Source organism: Kluyvera cryocrescens NBRC 102467 (assembly GCF_001571285.1).
In the GTDB taxonomy this organism is placed as follows: domain Bacteria; phylum Pseudomonadota; class Gammaproteobacteria; order Enterobacterales; family Enterobacteriaceae; genus Kluyvera; species Kluyvera cryocrescens.
This window is the reverse complement of record NZ_BCTM01000026.1, coordinates 43,892-58,768: the sequence shown is the minus strand read 5'-3', so window position 1 is coordinate 58,768 and position 14,877 is coordinate 43,892. Positions and strand designations below refer to the sequence as shown.

At 56.4% G+C, this 14,877-nt stretch carries 11 protein-coding genes; 5 read left to right on the top strand and 6 right to left on the bottom strand.

Translation table 11 applies throughout. The annotated features are described in order from the left end of the window. Positions 1-155: 155 nt before the first annotated feature. Together ppc and KCR01S_RS17820 are read left to right on the top strand one after the other, a co-directional pair. Positions 156-2,807 carry a phosphoenolpyruvate carboxylase gene (ppc, locus tag KCR01S_RS17825; RefSeq protein ID WP_061284434.1) on the top strand — a complete coding sequence of 884 codons (2,652 nt, stop codon included), beginning with the start codon at positions 156-158 and terminating at the stop codon, positions 2,805-2,807. 135 nt (positions 2,808-2,942) lie between these two features. Then, positions 2,943-3,791, top strand: coding sequence for a helix-turn-helix transcriptional regulator (locus KCR01S_RS17820; RefSeq protein ID WP_061284433.1), 849 nt, complete (start codon positions 2,943-2,945; stop codon positions 3,789-3,791). On the opposite strand, the gene KCR01S_RS17815 is transcribed toward KCR01S_RS17820, so the two are convergent. The 3 genes from KCR01S_RS17815 to KCR01S_RS17805 form a co-directional block, all read right to left on the bottom strand. Then, positions 3,778-4,134, bottom strand: a complete 357-nt coding sequence (locus KCR01S_RS17815) for a PTS fructose-like transporter subunit IIB (protein WP_061284432.1) — start codon at positions 4,132-4,134, stop codon at positions 3,778-3,780. The genes KCR01S_RS17820 and KCR01S_RS17815 overlap by 14 nt on opposite strands. 93 nt (positions 4,135-4,227) lie before the next feature. Further along, a complete protein-coding gene (locus KCR01S_RS17810; RefSeq protein WP_061284431.1) occupies positions 4,228-4,548 on the bottom strand; it encodes a PTS fructose-like transporter subunit IIB in 321 nt (106 codons plus the stop codon). 17 nt (positions 4,549-4,565) lie between these two features. Then, the gene (locus KCR01S_RS17805) at positions 4,566-5,645 is read right to left on the bottom strand and encodes a PTS fructose transporter subunit EIIC (RefSeq protein WP_061284430.1); all 1,080 of its coding nucleotides are present in this window, start codon (positions 5,643-5,645) and stop codon (positions 4,566-4,568) included. 311 nt (positions 5,646-5,956) lie between these two features. Here KCR01S_RS17805 and ptsP point away from each other — a divergent pair, with 311 nt between their 5' ends. Genes ptsP through gldA form a run of 3 tightly spaced genes read left to right on the top strand, consistent with a single transcriptional unit; the run spans position 5,957 to position 10,247 of the window. After that, on the top strand, positions 5,957-8,458 hold the full coding sequence (ptsP, locus tag KCR01S_RS17800) for a phosphoenolpyruvate--protein phosphotransferase (RefSeq protein WP_061284429.1): 2,502 nt from the start codon (positions 5,957-5,959) through the stop codon (positions 8,456-8,458). Between the two features lie 11 nt (positions 8,459-8,469). Beyond that, positions 8,470-9,132 carry a fructose-6-phosphate aldolase gene (gene fsa / locus KCR01S_RS17795; RefSeq protein ID WP_061284428.1) on the top strand — a complete coding sequence of 221 codons (663 nt, stop codon included), beginning with the start codon at positions 8,470-8,472 and terminating at the stop codon, positions 9,130-9,132. Between the two features lie 11 nt (positions 9,133-9,143). Continuing rightward, a complete protein-coding gene (gldA, locus tag KCR01S_RS17790; RefSeq protein WP_061284427.1) occupies positions 9,144-10,247 on the top strand; it encodes a bifunctional L-1,2-propanediol dehydrogenase/glycerol dehydrogenase in 1,104 nt (367 codons plus the stop codon). Positions 10,248-10,316: 69 nt separating this feature from the next. Here gldA and katG read toward each other — a convergent pair whose 3' ends face one another. The 3 genes from katG to metF all read right to left on the bottom strand — a co-directional run bounded on the left by katG (position 10,317) and on the right by metF (position 14,662). Next, positions 10,317-12,491, bottom strand: a complete 2,175-nt coding sequence (katG, locus tag KCR01S_RS17785; protein WP_061284426.1) for a catalase/peroxidase HPI — start codon at positions 12,489-12,491, stop codon at positions 10,317-10,319. Between the two features lie 225 nt (positions 12,492-12,716). Beyond that, positions 12,717-13,622, bottom strand: a complete 906-nt coding sequence (locus KCR01S_RS17780) for a DMT family transporter (RefSeq protein WP_061284425.1) — start codon at positions 13,620-13,622, stop codon at positions 12,717-12,719. A 155-nt stretch (positions 13,623-13,777) separates the two neighbouring features. After that, the gene (gene metF / locus KCR01S_RS17775) at positions 13,778-14,662 is read right to left on the bottom strand and encodes a methylenetetrahydrofolate reductase (RefSeq protein WP_052284234.1); all 885 of its coding nucleotides are present in this window, start codon (positions 14,660-14,662) and stop codon (positions 13,778-13,780) included. Between the last annotated feature and the right edge of the window lie 215 nt (positions 14,663-14,877).

Below are 14,877 nucleotides of genomic sequence, written 5' to 3'. Positions count from 1 at the left end.
CGTAAATTGCCGCGATTTATTCGTTTGCTGAAGCGATTTCGCAGCAATTGACGTAAGGGTTTTTACGTGGCTTTATAAAAGAGGTGTCTTTATCTCGCCCTTCCGTTCCGAGGCCGGGATATAACAAAATAAAATGAGATGGGGTGTCTGGGTTAATGAACGAACAATATTCCGCGTTGCGTAGTAATGTCAGTATGCTCGGTAAAGTGCTAGGCGATACCATCAAGGATGCGCTTGGTGAGAACATTCTTGACCGTGTAGAAACGATCCGTAAGTTGTCCAAATCTTCTCGTGCGGGCAACGAAGCCAATCGCCAGGAGCTGCTTACCACGCTGCAGAACCTGTCCAACGATGAGCTGCTGCCGGTCGCCCGTGCGTTTAGCCAATTCCTGAATCTGGCCAACACCGCCGAGCAATACCACAGCATTTCGCCAAAAGGCGAAGCGGCGAGCAACCCGGAAGTGATTGCCCGTACTCTGCGTAAACTCAAAGACCAACCCAATCTCAACGAAACGACGATTAAACAGGCCGTTGAATCCCTGTCGCTGGAGCTGGTGCTGACCGCGCACCCGACCGAAATTACGCGTCGTACGCTGATCCACAAAATGGGTGAAATCAACAACTGTCTGAAACAACTCGATAATACGGATATCGCCGACTACGAGCGCAACCAGGTAATGCGCCGTTTGCGCCAGCTGATTGCCCAGTCCTGGCATACCGATGAAATTCGCAAACACCGCCCAAGCCCGGTTGATGAAGCCAAGTGGGGCTTTGCGGTGGTCGAAAACAGCCTGTGGGAAGGGGTACCCAACTACCTGCGCGAGCTGAACGAACAGCTGGAAGAAAACCTCGGCTACAAACTGCCTGTCGATTTTGTCCCAGTGCGCTTCACCTCCTGGATGGGCGGTGACCGCGACGGCAACCCGAATGTGACGGCCGAAATCACCCGCCATGTACTGCTGCTGAGCCGCTGGAAAGCCACCGACCTGTTCCTGAAAGATGTGCAGGTGCTGATCTCCGAGCTGTCGATGGTGGAGTGTACCGACGAACTGCGCGAACTGGTGGGTGAAGCCGGTGCGACCGAACCGTATCGCTACCTGATGAAAACCCTGCGTGGCCAGCTGATGGCGACCCAAGCCTGGCTGGAAGCGCGTCTGAAAGGCCAGCGTCTGCCAAAACCGGCCGGTCTTATCAGCCAAAACGAACAGCTGTGGGAACCGCTATACGCTTGCTACAAATCCCTGCAGGCCTGCGGAATGAGCATCATCGCCAACGGCGAACTGCTCGATACCCTGCGCCGTGTGAAATGTTTCGGCGTGCCGCTGGTGCGTATCGACGTACGTCAGGAAAGCACCCGCCACACCGAAGCGCTGGGCGAGCTGACCCGTTATCTGGGTATCGGCGACTATGAAAGCTGGTCAGAAGCCGACAAACAGGCCTTCCTGATCCGTGAACTGAATTCTAAACGCCCGCTGCTGCCGCGCAGCTGGGAACCAAGCAACGACACCCGCGAAGTGCTCAACACCTGCAAAGCGATTGTTGATGCCCCGCAGGGTTCGGTTGCGGCCTACGTTATCTCTATGGCGAAGACTCCGTCCGATGTACTGGCCGTACACCTTCTGCTGAAAGAAGCGGGTATCCCGTTCGCGCTGCCGGTTGCCCCGCTGTTTGAAACGCTGGACGACTTGAACAACGCCGATGACGTGATGACACAGTTGCTGAATATCGACTGGTACCGTGGCTTTATTCAGGGCAAACAGATGGTCATGATTGGCTACTCTGACTCGGCTAAAGATGCGGGCGTAATGGCCGCCTCGTGGGCGCAGTACCAGGCGCAGGATGCGCTGATCAAAACCTGTGAGAAAGCCGGCATTGAGCTGACGCTGTTCCACGGGCGCGGCGGTTCTATCGGCCGCGGCGGCGCACCGGCTCACGCCGCGCTGCTGTCTCAGCCTCCGGGAAGCCTGAAGGGCGGCCTGCGCGTGACCGAACAGGGCGAGATGATCCGCTTTAAATACGGCCTGCCGGAAGTCACCGTCAGCAGCCTGTCGCTGTACACCAGCGCCATCCTGGAAGCCAACCTGCTGCCACCACCAGAACCGAAGGAAGAGTGGCGCGGCATCATGGACGAGCTGTCGGATATCTCCTGCGAGATGTACCGTGGCTACGTACGTGAAAATAAAGATTTTGTTCCTTACTTCCGTTCCGCGACTCCGGAACAGGAACTGGGTAAACTGCCGCTCGGCTCGCGTCCGGCAAAACGTCGCCCAACCGGTGGCGTGGAATCGCTGCGCGCCATTCCATGGATCTTCGCCTGGACTCAGAACCGCCTGATGCTGCCGGCCTGGCTGGGTGCCGGCGCGGCGCTGCAAAAAGTGGTGGAAGACGGCAAACAGAGCAAACTGGAAACCATGTGCCGCGACTGGCCATTCTTCTCAACCCGCCTGGGCATGCTGGAGATGGTTTATTCGAAGGCTGACCTGTGGCTGGCGGAATACTACGATCAGCGTCTGGTGAAACCGGAGCTGTGGGCGCTGGGTGCAGAACTGCGTGAACTGCTGGAAGCCGACATCAAAGTGGTGCTCGATATCGCGAACGATGCGCACCTGATGGCCGACCTGCCGTGGATCGCTGAGTCTATCCAGTTACGTAACATCTATACCGACCCGCTGAACGTTCTGCAGGCCGAACTGCTGCACCGTTCACGTAAAGCGGAAGAGGAAGGTCTGGAACCTGACCATAACGTTGAACAGGCGCTGATGGTCACCATCGCCGGCGTTGCGGCGGGTATGCGTAACACCGGCTAATGAATCACGAGGTCGCCCATACGCAGCAATGCCGCCGGGGACAGTGAAGCCAACAGCAAAAGGCCACACTCTTTGTGGCCTTTTTTTATACCCTCAGTTAAGGTTTCTACGTTGTACATCACGACAGGGAGCCACATGTTTTTCGACATCAACCCACTGCTTTCCCACATTGCCTCGGGCACTACGCCGCTGCAAAAAATCTGGTTTGCCACAAGCCATATGCCGGTGCCTGACATGGCATTTCAGGTCGATTTTCCGCGTCTGGAGATTGTGCTATCGGGGGAGCTGGCGGATGCCGGACTGCATGGAGATGAAGTGCGAATGAACGGGCTGGACGCGCTGTATGTCCCGGCTGGCGGCTGGAACTACCCGCTTTGGGATCGCCCCGCGACAACGCTGAGCGTGCTGTTTGGTAAACAACAGCTGGGGTTTAGCGTGCAGCAGTGGGATGGGCGGCAGTTAAAAAACGTGTCTAAACAGCATGTTGCGCGCCGAGGGCCGCGCGTTGGCTCATTCCTGCTGCAAACGATGGGTGAAATCCAGATGCAGCCGCAGGAACAGCAGACCGCCCGGCTGATTGCCACCAGCCTGATCAGCCACTGCGCCGATCTTCTCAGCAGCCAAATCCAGACCGCCTCGCGCAGCCAGGCGCTATTCGACGCTATCCGTGAATATATTGATACTCACTTTGCCGAACCGCTGACCCGTGAATCCGTCGCACAGGCGTTTTATATCTCCCCCAACTACCTGTCGCACCTGTTCCAGAAAAGCGGGATTATGGGGTTTAACGAATACCTCAATCATACCCGCCTGGAGCACGCCAGACGGCTACTGAAAGGGTATGACCTGAAGGTTAAAGAGATCGCGCATGCCTGTGGCTTTGTCGACAGCAACTACTTCTGCCGGCTGTTTCGCAAAAATACCGACCGATCGCCGTCCGAGTATCGCCGCCAATACCACAGCCAGCTGACTACGGCAGAATAATATGCGTGTGCTGCGGCGCGGACAGTAGCTTGCGTACCGCGCTCATGACCTTCTGCGGCTCACGCAAAAAAGCGCTGATGCCGGATTGCACATAGCGGCTCTGAATGAAGCGTTCCGCACCGTTGAGTTCAATATCGGTAATCAATAGCACCGCATCCGCCCGGCGGATATCGTCTTCCGTCAGCGCATTTTCAATCCCCAACGCGCCCTGGGTTTCAATTTTGATGCTCCACTTTTCCTGCTGACAGAGTTTTTCCAGACGCTCAGCCGCCATATAGGTATGAGCGACCCCGCTTACGCAGGCAGTTACCGCCACTAACATTCGTCCGCTCGTTGCCGTCATCGTTCTCTCCTTGCCTAAAACACACGCTGGCGAGCGCAAATAGTATCCTTTGCGCCCGCCAGCCAGGGTGTGTTGATGATATTGAAGCTCGTCTTAGGCGCTTTGCGATAGATGTGCCTCAATCTTATTCATAATAGCGTCGGCGCGTTTAACCGCATCGCTAATATTAACCCGAACAATGGTTTTACCGGCGAAACGCTCTTCAAACTTGATGCCGATATCTTTGGTGAGAATCACCATGTCGGCCGCCGCGACATCGCTTGCCGTCAGCTCATTTTCCTGACCAATCGACCCCTGCGTTTCAACCTTCACGTTCCAGCCTTTTGATTTCGCTGCGCTTTCCAGCGCTTCTGCAGCCATGTAGGTGTGTGCAACACCGGAAGGACAAGCCGTTACTGCAATAATATTGGTCATAATCTTTACCTTCTCAATTAGTTAATTTCAAAATCTAAATCCAGGTCGTCTTCTTTTTCGACGGCCACTTTTTTGTTCTTGCGCGCCAGGCTCTTCAGGAGGTTGACGCTCACGGCAGTGACCACCGCACCCACAACAATCGCGAGCAGATAGCCCAATTTGCCTTCCACTACCGGCAGGACAATCAAACCACCCCATCCGGCGTAGCACTGCGCTCCCATCAGCGCGGCGGTCACGGCACCGCATACGGAGCCCAGCATGATGGATGGAATGACGCGCAGCGGGTCTGCGGCGGCGAAAGGAATCGCCCCTTCAGTCACGCCAACGCAGCCCATCACCAGCGCCGCTTTGCCAGCTTCACGTTCTTCATTGTTAAAGTTTTTGCGGTTGATAAGCGTGGCCAGGCCCAGCCCCAGCGGCGGCACGCAGATACCCACGGCGGCGATAGCCACCACGGTATAGACCCCTTGAGAGACGCAAATCAGCATGAAGGCATAGGCCACTTTGTTCACCGGGCCGCCCATATCGAAGGCCAGCATCAGCCCCATAATCACCGCCAGCACCACGATGCTGCCGGCTTGCATCCCTTGCAGCCAGTGGGTCAGACTGTTGGTCAGCATGCCGACCGGCTCACCCAAGCCCCACATCATGATGCCTGCGGTAATCAGGGTGCCGATAATCGGGATGACAAAAATCGGCATCACCGAGCGCAGAACTTTATGCACCGGAATTTTCTTCAGGTAGTAAACGACGATACCGCCGATAATCCCGGCGATCAGGGCGCCGAAGAAGCCGGCACCGAAGCTATTGCCCACCCATGCGCCAATCGCGCAGGGTGCCAGCGCGGAGCGCTCGGCAATGGAGTAACCAATGTAGGCGGCGAGGAATGGCACCATCAGCGTCAGGCCCGCGACGCCAATATCAAACAGTTTTTTCAGGTTGGGATCGGTGGCGACATCTGGCACAGCGCCCTTTCCGTACAGCATGACGGAGACCGCCAGTAAGATACCGCCCGCTACGACAAACGGGATCATGTGCGACACGCCCGTCATCAAATGCTGACGGGTATTTCTGAGTATTTGCACTAATTCTTTCATCAGTCGCTCCCGGGCTTTATGTGCCCATGTCTATTAAGCTGTTGTGGCAACAATAGGCAATTGGCAGCGGGACAGACAGTGGATAAAAAGTGCATTTACTGGATTTTTGTAATGTCAGAAGAAAAATGCGAGCGACCTCTAAAGTTGGCGTTATCTCCGTCTTTATAAGCCTGACTGGCAACCTGTGAGGTTGGTCTCATTTTCCAATAGGCAATACATTTGTCCAGTTTTTGACATAAATGTCAGATAGCCGCGCCGATAACAAGCCCCCTATTCTGTTACCCATATCGAATGATTTGGGAGATAGGGTTATGACGTTGGTTGTTGAATTTGTCTGCGAATTACCGAATGGCGTGCACGCCCGTCCTGCCAGCCATGTCGAAACGCTGTGCAACACGTTTAGCTGCGAGATTGAATGGCATAACCTGCGCACGGACCGCAAAGGCAACGCCAAGAGCGCGCTGGCGATTATCGGTACCGACACGCTAGCAGGCGATAGCTGCCAGTTGCTCATTCGCGGAGCCGATGAAATCACTGCTCATGAGCGTCTCACGGCGTGGATCAAAGAAGAGTTCCCGCTGTGCGATGCGCCGCTGGCGCAGGCCATCAGCGTTGAACAAGAAGCGCTGCCAGAATCCTTAACCCGTTTAAACCCCACGCTTTTTCGCGCTCAGCCGGTTTGTAGCGGCAGTGCAGGCGGCGTGCTCACGCCCCTGGTCGCACTGGATCTCAACAATCTCGGCGAGCTGCCGCCGACAAAAAGCCCGGAGCAGGAGCAATCCGCCCTCGATAGCGGCTTAACCATGCTGGTCAAAACGCTGGAACTGCGCCTGCTGGAAAACGACAGCACCGCCAGCGCGATTCTCGAAGCGCACCGCTCGCTGGCCACCGACACCTCGCTGCGCCAGCATTTGTTGGCCAGTGTGAACGACGGTTTAAGCTGTGCCGAAGCGATCATCGAAAGCACCCGGCATTTTTGCGACGAATTTGCCCGCTCCAGCAGCAGCTACTTGCAGGAACGCGCGCTTGATATGCGCGACGTGGGTTTCCAGCTGCTGCAGCATATTTATGGTGAACAACGCTTCCCGGCGCCAGGGCAGCTCACTCAACCGTCTATCTGCGTCGCCGAAGAGTTAACCCCAAGCCAGTTCCTCGAGCTGGATAAAACACTGCTCAAAGGTCTGCTGCTGGAGAGCGGTGGGACAACTTCGCACACGGTGATCCTTGCCCGCTCCTTTAACATTCCAACACTGGTAGGCATGGATATTGCCGCGCTGACGCCGTGGCAAAATCAGACCGTCTATCTCGACGGCAACGCCGGCGCAGTGGTTGTCGCCCCTAGCGAAGCCATTACCCGCTATTACCAGCAGGAGGCGCGCGTACAGGCCGCGATTCGCGAACAGCAAAGCGAATGGCTTCACAGAGAAGCACGAAGCGCCGATGGCATTCGCCTTGAGGTTGCCGCCAATATCGCCCATTCGGTGGAAGCGCAGGCGGCGTTTGGCAACGGTGCCGAAGCGGTAGGTCTCTTCCGTACAGAAATGCTCTACATGGATCGTACCAGCGAGCCGAGCGAAAGCGAGCTGTACAACATTTTTTGCCAGGCGCTGGAATCGGCTGATGGTCGCAGCATTATTATTCGCACCATGGATATCGGCGGCGACAAGCCGGTGGACTATCTCAACATCCCGGCGGAAAACAACCCGTTCCTCGGCTATCGCGCGGTGCGTATCTATGAAGAGTACTCGCAGCTATTTACCACTCAGCTGCGGGCCATCCTGCGCGCCTCGGCGCACGGCAGCCTGAAAATCATGATTCCAATGATCTCCTCAATGGAAGAGATTCTGTGGGTCAAAGAAAAAGTGGCCGAAGCCAAACAGCAGCTCCGCAGCGAACACGTGGCGTTTGATGAGCGCATTCCTCTCGGCATCATGCTGGAAGTGCCGTCGGTGATGTTTATCATCGACCAGTGCTGCGAAGAGATTGATTTCTTTAGCATTGGTAGCAATGACCTGACGCAGTATCTGCTGGCGGTGGACCGCGACAACGCCAAGGTGACCCGCCATTACAACAGTCTGAATCCGGCCTTCCTACGCGCACTCGATTTTGCCGTGCAGGCCGTGCATCGACAGGGGAAATGGATAGGTCTGTGCGGCGAACTAGGAGCGAAAGGCTCGGTGCTGCCGCTGTTGGTGGGCCTGGGGCTGGATGAAATTAGCATGAGCGCACCGTCGATCCCCGCGACCAAAGCGCGCCTGGCGCAGCTCGACAGCCGCGCCTGCCGCCAGTTGCTCAATCAGGCCATGGCCTGTCGCACCTCGCTGGAAGTGGAGCATCTGCTGGCCCAGTTCCGCATGAGCCAACAGGATGCACCGCTGATTACCCCGCGCTGCATCTCGCTGGATAACGACTGGCGCAGTAAAGAAGAGGTGATCAAGGGGATGACCGACAACCTGCTGCTCGCCGGGCGCTGCCGCTACCCGCGCAAACTGGAAGCCGATTTATGGGCGCGTGAAGCGGTCTTCTCCACCGGGCTGGGCTTTAGCTTTGCCATTCCGCACAGCAAGTCCGAACACATCGAACAATCGACCATCAGCGTCGCCCGGCTGCCCGCTCCCGTCACCTGGGGCGATGAAGAAGCGCAGTTCATTATTATGCTGACGCTCAATAAACATGCTGCCGGCGACCAGCACATGCGCATTTTCTCGCGCCTGGCGCGTCGCATCATGCATGCCGAATTCCGCAACTCACTGGTTAACGCCGCCTCTGCCGACGCCATTGCCAGCCTGCTGCAACATGAACTGGAACTTTAAGAGGAAATAGCATGGAACTGTATCTGGATACCGCCAATGTGCAGGAAGTTGAACGTTTAGCGCGCATTTTCCCGATTGCCGGCGTGACCACCAACCCGAGCATTGTCGCCGCCAGCCGCGAGTCTATCTGGGACGTGCTGCCGCGCCTGAAACACGCCATTGGTGAAAACGGTACGCTGTTTGCCCAGACCATGAGCCGCGACGCCGACGGGATGGTCGCCGACGCCCGCAAACTCCACGCCGCTATTCCCGGCATTGTGGTCAAGGTTCCGGTCACCGCAGAAGGGCTGGCCGCAATTAAGCTGCTGAAAAAAGAAGGCATTACCACACTGGGCACTGCCGTATATAGCGCCTCACAGGGCCTACTGGCGGCGCTGGCTGGCGCGAAATATGTGGCTCCTTACGTCAACCGCGTCGATGCCCAAGGCGGCGACGGTATCCGCATGGTCCAGGAGCTGCAGTCTCTGCTGGAGCTGCACGCGCCGGATAGCAAAGTGCTGGCGGCCAGCTTTAAAACACCTCGCCAGGCGCTGGACTGTTTATTAGCAGGATGTGAAGCCATCACCCTTCCTTTAGATGTAGCGCAACAAATGCTCGGCACACCCGCGGTAGAGTCAGCTATAGAGAAGTTCGAGCAAGACTGGAAAAACGCATTCGGAAATCTAAACCTGTAGGGGAGAAATGTATGGATCGCATTATTCAATCACCAGGTAAGTATATTCAGGGCGCCGACGTCATCACGCGTCTTGGCGATTACCTCACGCCAATGGCTAACAGCTGGCTGGTCGTCGGCGACAAGTTTGTGCTGGGGTTTGCTGAAGAGACGCTGCGTAAAAGCCTGACCAGCGCGGGTCTGTCGGTCGAAATCGCCCCGTTTGGCGGCGAGTGTTCGCAAAACGAAATCAATCGCCTACAGGATGTGGCGAATAGCGCCAAATGCAGCGCCATTTTAGGCATCGGCGGCGGGAAAACGCTGGATACCGCCAAAGCGCTGGCCCACTTTATGAATCTGCCGGTCGCCATTGTACCAACCATCGCTTCCACCGATGCCCCTTGCAGCGCGCTCTCCGTGCTCTATACCGATGACGGCGAATTTGATCGCTACCTGATGCTGCCGCATAACCCAAACATGGTTATCGTCGACACCAAAATTGTTGCCGGTGCCCCAGCCCGTCTGCTGGCTGCCGGGATTGGCGATGCGCTGGCGACCTGGTTTGAAGCTCGCGCTTGCTCGCGCAGCGGAGCCACCACCATGGCCGGCGGTCAATGCACTCAGGCCGCGCTGGCGCTGGCCGAGCTGTGCTACAACACGCTGATTGAAGAGGGTGAAAAAGCGATGCTCGCCGCCGAGCAGCACGTAGTCACCCCTGCGCTGGAGCGCGTAATCGAAGCCAATACCTACCTCAGCGGCGTCGGCTTTGAGAGCGGCGGCCTGGCAGCGGCACATGCGATTCACAACGGCATGACGGCAATCCCTGACGCCCATCACTACTACCACGGTGAAAAAGTGGCGTTTGGCACGTTGACCCAGTTGGTACTGGAAAACGCTTCAGTGGAAGAAATTGAGACCGTAGCCGCACTGTGTCACAGCGTTGGCCTGCCGATTACCCTGGCGCAACTGGACATCAAAGAGGACATCCCGGCGAAAATGCGTCTGGTGGCAGAAGCCGCCTGTGCTGAAGGCGAAACCATTCACAACATGCCTGGCGGTGCCGATCCTGACCGCGTTTACGCCGCGCTTTTGGTTGCTGACCAATATGGACAGCGCTTCCTGCACGAGTGGGAATAATTTTCCCTCTTCGAACGCCACAAACAAAAATCCCCGCGTAAGCGGGGATTTTTTTATACCGTTGAGCCCTTACAGCAGGTCAAAACGATCCAGGTTCATCACTTTCACCCAAGCCGCCACGAAGTCTTTCACAAACTTCTCTTTCGCATCGCTGGAAGCATAAACTTCCGCCAGCGCGCGCAGTACGGCGTTGGAGCCGAAGACCAGATCAGCACGGGTGGCAGTGTATTTCACTTCACCACTGGCGCGATCGCGGCCTTCGAACAGTTCTGCAGAAGCATCGGTCGCTTTCCACTCGGTGCGCATATCCAGCAGATTGCTAAAGAAATCGGTGCTGAGCACGCCCACGTTGTCGGTCAGAACACCGTGCTGGCTTTCATCAAAGTTCGCGCCCAGTACGCGCAGGCCGCCTACCAGCACCGTCATTTCCGGCGCAGTCAGCGTCAGCAGCTGTGCTTTATCAATCAGCAGAGATTCGGTCGTCGCTTCACCCGGTGCAGCGCGATAGTTACGGAAACCATCGGCAATCGGTTTGAGCAGCTCAAACATTTCGATATCGGTCTGATCCTGGCGCGCATCGACGCGGCCTGGAGCAAATGGCACCTTGATGTTCACGCCAGCAGCCTGCGCCGCCTTCTCTACGCCGACAACGCCTGCCAGCACGATAATATCGGCCAGCGATGCTTTGTGCGCCGATTTATAGATGCCTTCCAGCACCGGCAGAACGCGCGCTGCCGTGGCGTTAACGTCCCAGCCTCTCTGCGGAGCCAGCGCCAGACGTGCGCCATTCGCGCCGCCGCGTTTGTCACCACCGCGGAAGGTGGATGCCGAAGCCCAGGCTACGGAAACCAGTTCGCTGACGGTCAGGCCAGAAGCCGCAATCTCAGCCTTCAGGCTTTCGATATCATCAGCGGATGGCTGGAAGAACGGATGCGGCAGCGGATCCTGCCAAATCAGATCTTCTTTTGGTACTTCCGGACCGATGTAGCGCGCTTTTGGCCCCATATCACGGTGGGTCAGTTTGAACCACGCGCGGGCAAAGGCTTCGTTAAAGGCCTGCGGGTCGTTAAGGAAGCGACGAGAAATTTTCTCGAAGTCCGGATCGAAGCGCAGCGTCAGGTCGGTAACCAACATCGTTGGTTTACGTTTTTTCGACGGGTCGAACGGGTCTGGGATCAGATCAGGTGCATCCACCGCTTCAAACTGGATTGCGCCAGCCGGGCTGCGGGTCTGTACCCATTCGTATTTGAACAGGTTCTCGAAGAAGTAGTTGCTCCATTGGGTTGGCGTCTGCGTCCAGACCACTTCCAGACCGGAAGTAATCGCGTCTGCGCCCGCGCCGCTGCCAAAGCTGTTTGCCCAGCCAAGGCCCTGCGCTTCAATCGGTGCAGCTTCCGGATCGGCCCCGACGTGCGTAGCTTCCGCCGCGCCGTGGGTTTTACCCAGCGTATGACCACCGGCAATCAGCGCCACGGTCTCTTCATCGTCCATCCCCATGTTACCGAAGGTGGCGCGAATCGCCGCTGCCGCCGACAGCGGCTCACCGCTGGCGTTTGGCCCTTCCGGGTTCACATAGATAAGGCCCATCTCGGTCGCGGCCAGCGGACGTTTCGCCAGCTCTTCTGGGTCACGGTGCGCCAGCCAGGCTTTTTCATCACCCCAGTTGACGTCCAGATCCGGTTCCCACACGTCTTCACGACCGGCGCCGAAACCAAAGGTACGGAAACCGGAGTTTTCCAGCGCCACGTTACCCGCGAGGATATACAGGTCAGCCCATGAAATTTTCTGGCCATATTTTTGCTTAATTGGCCACAGCAGACGGCGCGCCTTATCCAGGCTCACGTTGTCCGGCCAGGAGTTCAGCGGGGCAAAACGTTGCTGACCGCGGCCAGCGCCACCGCGGCCGTCCATGGAACGGTAAGTGCCCGCACCGTGCCATGCCATACGGATAAACAGCCCTACATAGCTGCCCCAATCGGCCGGCCACCAGGATTGTGAATCGGTTAACAGCGCGCGGATATCACCCTTTAACGCCGAGTAGTCCAGTTTGCTGAATTCTTTACGGTAATCGAAATCCTCACCCAGCGGGTTGGATCGATTGGAATGCTGATTAAGAAGGTCGACGCGAAGCTGCTTTGGCCACCAGTCTTTACTACTGGTGCCAGCGCCTGCGCTCTGATCGTGCCCACCACCGTGGTGGAAAGGACATTTACCTGCGTTCTGGGTATCGTCTGGCGTGCTCATCACTATGCTCCCTTACAGTATTTATCATTAAGATATACACCCCTGCTGATAAGTTATAGCTGAAATGACCCACGGATTTGATAGTTAATTCCTCTTATTTTTCCCTTGTCAGAGAGGAATTTCTACGCAGGTCAGCTTTATCCTTACATATTGAGGGGCATTTGACTGTGATCGATAGGGAGAATTAATGAAAATCCAGACACAAAGTAAGGTTTTCCTCAATTCTTAGCGGCTACTGCGTAACGAAGCAACCCGCTTTTTCAGGCTAATCATCGCCAGCGCGAAGACAATAAGCGCAATGCCGAGACTTTCCACGCTATCCGGCCTTTCTCCCAACAGCCACCAGGAGAACAGCACGCCAAACACCGGGACCGCCAGCGTACTCAGGCTGGCTATGCTGGCGGGTAGATTGCGCAGAACATACAGCCACAGGCTCCAGGCCAGCGCCGTGGCCAGAATCGCGCTATAGCCTAGCGCCCAAAAGACACCCGGCTGCCAATCAATAGGCCGTTGCGGTACCAGCATCGCGACCGCACTCATGACCAGCGCGGCATACAGCATCTGCCAACTGGTGAGCGCCAGCAAATCGAGCCCGGGGTGGCGCTGATATAAACGTTTAGCCACGATGGCGCTCGCCCCCCAGCTAACGCCGGAAAGGATCGCCAACAGCGCGCTTTTCAGCGATGTCACGTCGAGTTGCCACGGTTGCATCACCAGACACAACCCTAGCGCCGCCACGCCAATCGCGGCGTATTGTCGCCGACGCATGCGTTCACCAAGGAAGACCGCCGCCAAAATCACCACCCAAAACGGCATGGTGTAGGTGAGAATAGCGACCCTGCCCGCACCGCCACTCATCAGCGCCCATTGGGCAAGGCCAATCATGCCGCAGGTCTGCAGCAGCGCAATAGCCAGCGTGTAACCGAAGGGCGTAGGCCGCATACCGCGACCGCGAAGAAATAACACGATAAACAATAAAACTGCGCCAAAAATACAGCGAAGTGCAGTGAAATCAAAAGCGCCAATGTAGAGCGTCACCTGTTTCATCGCAATCCAGCTGTAGCTCCAGATGAGCGTCAGCACCAGCAGGCCGATAAGCGCCAGCGGATTGCTTTTCCCTTCGGTAGACATGATAGATCCGTAACTGTGATATGAGGGGCGTTACTATACTGCGCAAAAGCCCTGCATAAACAGGGCTTTTGTCCGGAGAGGGCCGTTGGCGTGCTATCTGCCAGGCCGCTGTCCTGAAGGAATGGGATATGACATCGTCGCCAATCGCTGACGATTTACGCCGGACGCACGCCCAGCGTGTGGCAAATGGCGTAGCTCATTTCCGCACGGTTCAGAGTGTAGAAGTGGAAATCTTTCACCCCTTCACGGCTGAGAATTTTCACCATATCCATGGCGATATTCGCGCCCACCAGCTTGCGGGTTTCGGCATCATCATCAAGCCCGTTGAACATCTGCGACATCCAGGAAGGAATACGCACGTTGGTCATGTCAGCAAATTTCTTCGCCTGCTTGAAGTTCGACACCGGCAAAATGCCGGGAATAATTTCCACGTCGATGCCGGCGGTCACGCAGCGATCGCGAAAACGCAGGTAGCTTTCCACATCGAAGAAGAACTGAGTGATCGCGCGGTTCGCACCAGCGTCCACTTTACGTTTCAGGTTGAGCAGGTCAGCCTGCGCGCTTTTTGCTTCCGGGTGCACTTCCGGATAGGCGGCGACGGAGATATCGAAATCCGCGACGTCTTTTAACAGCGTCACCAGGTCCGCCGCATACATGTCCGGCTTACCGCTGCCTGGCGGCAGATCGCCGCGCAGTGCCACAATGTGGCGAATACCGTTATCCCAGTAGTCCTGGGCGATTGCGCGCAATTCATCACGGCTGGCGTCAATGCAGGTCAGGTGCGGCACGGCTTCCAGACCGGTACGGTCCTTAATGCCTTTAATAATGCTGTGCGTACGGTCGCGCTCACCGGAGTTTGCCCCGTAGGTTACCGAAACAAATTTCGGCTTCAGGCTGCTTAGGCGATCGATAGAGTTCCACAGGGTTTGCTCCATTTCACTGGTGCGCGGCGGGAAAAACTCAAAGGAAACGTTAATCTGCCCAACTTCGGCCAGACTCTGATTCAGCGCTTCCCGCTGGTTGGCGTGAAAAAAGCTCATACCTTACCTCATCAATCGCGTGTCATTATTGTTGTGTTGTAAACATCTATCCGTTTAGACGTCTGGATGTAAAAATGCCGCAAAAGGCGACGGGCGTCAATAGAAAGATCGGCTTAAAAAGTGAGTAATACTCAGCGAAGGTGAAATTAATTCATCTACCCGCGCAGGACGCCAGCCGTCGTCGACTTTCCACCGCCCGCTGCGCCAACAACCTC

What these genes read in the sequence shown, in the direction of transcription:
- ppc (WP_061284434.1), top strand. Translation starts at nt 156, where the DNA reads ATGAACGAACAATATTCCGCGTTGCGTAGTAATGTCAGTATGCTCGGT.
- KCR01S_RS17820 (WP_061284433.1), top strand. Translation starts at nt 2,943, where the DNA reads ATGTTTTTCGACATCAACCCACTGCTTTCCCACATTGCCTCGGGCACT.
- KCR01S_RS17815 (WP_061284432.1), bottom strand. Translation starts at nt 4,134, where the DNA reads ATGACGGCAACGAGCGGACGAATGTTAGTGGCGGTAACTGCCTGCGTA.
- KCR01S_RS17810 (WP_061284431.1), bottom strand. Translation starts at nt 4,548, where the DNA reads ATGACCAATATTATTGCAGTAACGGCTTGTCCTTCCGGTGTTGCACAC.
- KCR01S_RS17805 (WP_061284430.1), bottom strand. Translation starts at nt 5,645, where the DNA reads ATGAAAGAATTAGTGCAAATACTCAGAAATACCCGTCAGCATTTGATG.
- ptsP (WP_061284429.1), top strand. Translation starts at nt 5,957, where the DNA reads ATGACGTTGGTTGTTGAATTTGTCTGCGAATTACCGAATGGCGTGCAC.
- fsa (WP_061284428.1), top strand. Translation starts at nt 8,470, where the DNA reads ATGGAACTGTATCTGGATACCGCCAATGTGCAGGAAGTTGAACGTTTA.
- gldA (WP_061284427.1), top strand. Translation starts at nt 9,144, where the DNA reads ATGGATCGCATTATTCAATCACCAGGTAAGTATATTCAGGGCGCCGAC.
- katG (WP_061284426.1), bottom strand. Translation starts at nt 12,491, where the DNA reads ATGAGCACGCCAGACGATACCCAGAACGCAGGTAAATGTCCTTTCCAC.
- KCR01S_RS17780 (WP_061284425.1), bottom strand. Translation starts at nt 13,622, where the DNA reads ATGTCTACCGAAGGGAAAAGCAATCCGCTGGCGCTTATCGGCCTGCTG.
- metF (WP_052284234.1), bottom strand. Translation starts at nt 14,662, where the DNA reads ATGAGCTTTTTTCACGCCAACCAGCGGGAAGCGCTGAATCAGAGTCTG.